The organism is Methylomonas sp. BG-2 (genome assembly GCF_057766305.1).
In genome coordinates this window covers 1-5,360 of sequence record NZ_JBYMAP010000259.1, presented here as the reverse complement: position 1 = coordinate 5,360, position 5,360 = coordinate 1, and the positions used below count along the sequence as shown (strand labels likewise).

The window sequence follows — 5,360 nt, the reverse complement described above, 5'->3', positions numbered from 1 at the left end:
CGGTCAACAGAGCCAGCGCCTCGTCCGGACGGCTGGTGTCGAAAGTGCCGGTCAGGCGCAGTTGCGCCAGATCGCGGTCGGCCAGGAAAATCCGGCCGTGCCGGTAGCGGTTGAGCTCCGCCACCACGTCCGGTAGCGGCCGGTTGAAATATTGCAGTTGTTGGCGGTGCCAGGCCGATGCGGTAGCAGTGTCGGCCTGGGCTTTGACCGGTTCCAATTGGCCACCGAAGCCAACCGCCGCGCCTTCGGCCAACATCGGCAAGCTGGCGCCGTTCGCCAAGTCTATGCGTACCGCGTGCTCGTACACCGTGACCTCGGTACGGCCGTCTTGTTCGGCCACGTCGAAGGCGGTGCCCAGCGCGCGCACCGTGCCTTGCCCGGTGGTCACCTCGAACGGTCGGTCGGCGTTGGCGGCGACCCGGCACCAGATTTTGCCCCGGTGTAGTTCCAGTTGCCGGTGGGTATCGCTGTAATGCACCGAGACAGCGGTATCGGTATCCAGCACGACTTGCGAGCCGTCGGCCAAAGCCACGGTCAATTGTTGGCCGGGCTCGGTACGATGGTCGGCCAGCCAGAGGCCGAGGTTGTCGCGCAACAATAGGGTCGTGAACAACATGCAGGCCGCCAGCGCCCAATGCTGAAACCCGAATCGGCGCGGCGACCGGTGGGCATTGCGGGACGAGGGCGTTGCGATCGGCGATGACGCGCCCAGTTCGGCGATGTCGCGCCACAAGGCTTGCGCCCGTCGCCATGCATCGCGGTGCGCGGGATCGGCGGTCAGCCAGTCTTGAAACGCGGCGCGGTGGCCGGCGTCGGCCTCGCCGGAGCTGATTAAGGTCAGCCAGTACAGAGCTTGTTCATCGGCTGGGCCGGACGGCAACGTCGGAAAATCGTTCGCGGCGTGGTCGGATTTTGGTGGGTTGGTGGGTTCGGATTCGGCGGACATCGTCGCTTAATCCGGCATGCGTTTCTGGCAGAACGACAGCGCTTCGTTCAGATATTTGAAGATGCTGTTGTAGGACAGTCCGGTGATTTGGCCGATTTCGGCGAACGATAAATGCTGGATGTGGCGCATCACGAAAACCTGGCGATGTTTCTCGGGCAGTTCGGCAATGAGGCGTTCCAACGTTGCCATGCGCTGACGGGCGGCAATCGTATCCTCGGGCGACGGCGCCGGATCGACCAACTCGGGCCATGCCTCGAATTCGACGCGTCGGTCGTCGCTACGGCGTTGTTGGCGGATGTGGTCTATCGTTTGGTTGGCCGCCATTTTGTACAAAAAAGCCCGCGGATTTTGTACGCGGTTGCTTTCCAGGTAATGGGAAAAACGCATAAAGCAGTCGTGCAGTATATCCAAAGCCGTTTCCGGGCAATCGATGCGTTGCTTGATAAAACGCAGCAATTCGTCACGGTGCAAGGCCAGCAATTCGGCGGCGATCGGTTTGGACATCGGCATCTTCCTGATTGGTGATTTTTTAGCTTATCCCGATTGTCGTGACGCTTTCAAGTCCATCGCGTCTCGCTCCAACGCAGGTCAGTTCGACGTTGGGTTCAAAAGCGCGGCCGGATATCAGGATGGCGTAGGCTAGATCGAATGGCTTCAACTCTGATCGAAGGCGTTAGGCGGCGGCGAAGGCTCTCGGCCGCCGCGAAAGCGCCTCTCGCGCCAAACGCGGCTGTGTTGGCGTGCGAACTTGCGTTCGATTGCGCGCGGGTAGGGGTTGTGCGGAAAGGAAGTCCCCCCGGCCGGATGCCGAAGGGACCGTGCGGGGATTAAGCGTAATACAGCTTGCGCAATTCCAACATCGACGGCGCGCTGAGTTCCTTGCCGTCGCTGGCGCGGGTGACGCTGTATACGGTTTTCAGCAGCGTGATTTCCTCGCCGGCGGCGGCGTAACCGACCACGTGGTGGGCCACATCCAGATTCCGGCGCTGCAGGCCGCCGTTCAGGCTGTTGAAGTCGGCAATCATGCCGGCGTGCGGCGGATTCATCACCGCGCCCCACCAGGGCAACTGCCCAACGTCGTGCGCCCAAGTATCGCCGATAGATTCCGGCGGCAGGCAGCGTTCGACCAGCAGGTCGCCGATCACCGCGTATTGCTTGCGGCTGATTTTCGCGGGTTCTTCGCCCACGGTGTCGCGGCATTCCAGAACCTCGCCGTTGATGAAGCTGTCGGTTGCCGGAATGGTTTTATTCCATTGGCCATCTAAATTTTTATGTTCGAACATATTGCCTCTCTCTAGGTTTAACGGAATGAAGAGCTGGCCCGATCTTGGTCGGCGCGGTTTGCCGGTAAGAAAGCCGACAATTTGGCCTGGAGCCGGGCATTTACAGTTCGGAATTAGCAAATTCGCGGCCAATTTTCGCGGGAGGCGGGCTGGTTTTTAAAGGAATTTAAGTGATTGAAATTCAATGATATATTCTATAATTCCGCGCAATTTCTACGGTTTTAGGGTGGGATTTAGGCCTTGCCGGTGCGATGTGGGATTGCCGATGACCGCGACAAATTGATGGTTTTACGACAAGCGGCGGTGGCCGGACGCCGACCCAAACGGATCAGGATCAGCGCAACAAATTGACTTGCACGTTGACCAACATCCGGGTCGAGATTTGTCTGGGACCGATGAAACTGCCCGATACCGGCGGTACCGTTTCCGGGTTGCGGGCCACGGCGACCGCGATATGGCTGTTGCCGGTCATGCGGCCGACGGTCGGGTCGAAACCCTGCCAGCCGATGCCCGGAAAATAGACCTCGGCCCAGGCGTGGGTCGAGGCATTGCCGACTTCGGTCGCCGGAGCGTGCAGATAGCCGCTGACGAATCGGCTGGCCAGCCCCAACGAGCGGCAGGCTTCGATAAACAGCGTGGCGTAGTCGCGGCACGAGCCGCTGCCCAGATTCAGCGTGCGTAGCGGCGACTGCACGCCGGCTTCTTCGCGGATACGGTATTGGAATTTGTCGTGTATCGACTGGTTCAGCGTGGTTTGCAAGGTTAGCGCGTTCAGCGTCTGCAGTTTCAGGCCGATTTCGCGCAGCCAACATTGCAAGGCCGGTTGGTCCTGCTGAAAAATCGGCCGTTGGTAGGCCGCCAAGTCCGCCAATTCGCCGGCCTCGTAGCCGAAAGGGCCGGCGAGCGGGAACTCGTGAGCCCCGATGTTTCGAACCGGGTCTTCGTAATGTTGAATGACCACGTCGCTGCCGATGCGCAGCCGGTTGGCGATTTGCTGAAAATGCACCAAGGCCAGCGAGTTGTCGAACACGTCGCGATACCACTGAATCGCGTAAGCCGGGGTAATCTCCAGCCGCGAGGATTCGATGCGTACGTCGTGGCCTTCGCGCGGCCGCAGCAACAGCCGATGACAGTTCAGCGTGACCGGCTGCGAAAACAGATATTCGGTAACGTGCTGTATCCGTAGCCGTTGCACGCCGTCATTCCCGCGCGTTGGCCAAACGCTCGACGCCGACCGTCATCCGGGTGGGAAACAGCGGCGGGCCGAATTGGGTGAATACCGCAACGTCGGCGGCGTCGTGGCCGTAGGCCACGATCACGCGGCCGCCGCGCGGCTCCAGTTGGGTCGGATCGAAGGTATACCAACGGCCGCCGACGTAGGCTTCGAACCAGGCGTGAAAATCCATCGGCCGCAAGCCGTACAGGTAACCGACCACCATCCGTGCCGGGATACATAGTGCCCGGCATAAGGCAATGCCCAGATGCGCCAAATCCCGGCAGACGCCTTCGCCGGCCAGATTGACTTCCACCGCCGAAAGCTGGGATAGGCCGGCCGCCGGATTGAAGCGGATATTGGCGCGCAGCCAGCCATTGAGCGCGTCCACTTGATCGTAGCCCGGCGTGTAACCCCTGACGATTTCTTGCGCCAAGTCGATGAAGCGGTCCGATTCGCAATAGCGCGACGGCAGCAAATAGGTCAAGACCGTGTCGGGCAAGCTTTGTACCTCCTCGAACGGCGCGCCGGGCGCGACATCGACTTGTTCGGAGGTGCGGATGTCGGCCTTGGTATGGATGGCCAGAATTCCCGGCGGCGCGATCAAACGCTGGCAAAGATTGCCGTAGCCGTCGGTGTATTCCAGAACCTGGACCGTCGGCTTGATCGTGTAGAACTCGCTGGAAATCCATTGATTCGCGCCGCTACGCGGCCGCAACATCAGAATAAACGGTGTGGGTACGCCAACCTCAAAACAGATGTCGCAACTGGTTCGCAGCCACATGATTCTCGTCCCGTTGGAAATCAATTGAGTCGGCAGTTTACGTGAATGTGCCGGACACGGATATAGAAACCGACCGGATGGCTGTCCGCCGGGCCGGGCTTTAGTACGATAGCCCGATTCGTCCCGGTGAACTGGTGTTTTCAGGACTGGGCGGCCATGGTTTTGCCGCGCGCGTCGATTTTAACGGCGGCCGGCCTTACAATTTGAGGTTTTGGGCCTTTGGGACAACGATGATCGAACCCTGTTTTTTAGTCGAGCGGCTAACGGCTCACCGGCGCCGGCGCGGTCCGGCCGGCCCGTCCGCCGCCGGAAAACAATCGCCGAGATTGCCGGCGACCTTCGCGTACCTTGCGATGTCGGCACTACTTGGACGGGGCGCCGGTCGATGAGCGGCGGCTTCGTTGACGTTTGGCGGGGCAGTCTGGATTTGTCCGAAGCGGGAACGGCGCGGTTGGCCACGATCTTAAGCGCGGACGAGCGCGCCAAGGCCGCCGCGTTCAAGTTTAAGCATTTGCGCGACCGCTACGTGGTCGGGCGCGGTTTGCTCAGGCGAACCCTGGCCGGCTATACCGGCGCCGATCCGGCTGGGTTGCGCTTCGAGATCGGCGAATTCGGCAAGCCGGCGTTGCCGGGCGGGCCGGGCTTCAATGTCTCGCATACCGGCGGCGCGCTGTTGATCGCGGTCGCCGACGCCGCCGACATCGGCATTGACATTGAGACGGTCAAGCCGAGCCGAGATTTGTCGGGTTTGGCGGAACGCTGTTTTTCGGTGGACGAGTTCGCGGTTTGGCTGCGCTTGCCGGAGTCCGAGCGCATCGCGGCGTTTTACCGCTTGTGGACCAAAAAGGAGGCCTTTGTGAAGGCTGTCGGTCGCGGTATCGCGCTGGGCGTGGAACGGTGCGAGTTCGAGATGGCGGCGGGCGGCGGGCTGCGCAAGCTACCGGACGACTACGGCCCGGTCGAGGCTTGGCGGGTCGAGGAACTGGATGTCGGCGCCGATTTTAGCGCGGCGCTGGTCGGCCCGGCGCGGAACTATCGTTTGCGGCGACTGGCGCTGGCCGGCGAGGCGGATTAGCCCACCGTGGTCAGGCATGCTCGCGCAAGTCGGCGGCGATGCGGCGCTTCCATGGATCG

General features: G+C 61.3%; 6 protein-coding genes. 1 reads left to right on the top strand and 5 read right to left on the bottom strand.

Annotated features, from left to right (window positions below; genetic code table 11):
* From AC3B8H_RS18080 to AC3B8H_RS18060, 5 genes are all read right to left on the bottom strand, one after another.
* The coding region (locus AC3B8H_RS18080; RefSeq protein WP_488442936.1) for a FecR family protein at positions 1-946 on the bottom strand (946 nt) is incomplete at its 3' end.
* Positions 947-952: 6 nt separating this feature from the next.
* Positions 953-1,450 carry an RNA polymerase sigma factor gene (locus tag AC3B8H_RS18075; protein WP_488442935.1) on the bottom strand — a complete coding sequence of 166 codons (498 nt, stop codon included), beginning with the start codon at positions 1,448-1,450 and terminating at the stop codon, positions 953-955.
* Positions 1,451-1,773: 323 nt separating this feature from the next.
* Positions 1,774-2,229: a hypothetical protein gene (locus AC3B8H_RS18070; RefSeq protein ID WP_488442934.1), complete on the bottom strand. Its 456-nt coding sequence runs from the start codon at positions 2,227-2,229 to the stop codon at positions 1,774-1,776.
* 334 nt (positions 2,230-2,563) lie between these two features.
* Positions 2,564-3,424 carry a transglutaminase family protein gene (locus AC3B8H_RS18065; protein ID WP_488442933.1) on the bottom strand — a complete coding sequence of 287 codons (861 nt, stop codon included), beginning with the start codon at positions 3,422-3,424 and terminating at the stop codon, positions 2,564-2,566.
* Positions 3,425-3,428: 4 nt separating this feature from the next.
* Complete coding sequence (locus AC3B8H_RS18060) at positions 3,429-4,226, bottom strand: transglutaminase domain-containing protein (RefSeq protein WP_488442932.1); 798 nt, start codon at positions 4,224-4,226, stop codon at positions 3,429-3,431.
* Between the two features lie 385 nt (positions 4,227-4,611).
* Here AC3B8H_RS18060 and AC3B8H_RS18055 point away from each other — a divergent pair, with 385 nt between their 5' ends.
* Positions 4,612-5,301, top strand: coding sequence for a 4'-phosphopantetheinyl transferase family protein (locus tag AC3B8H_RS18055; RefSeq protein ID WP_488442931.1), 690 nt, complete (start codon positions 4,612-4,614; stop codon positions 5,299-5,301).
* The last annotated feature ends 59 nt before the right edge of the window (positions 5,302-5,360 follow it).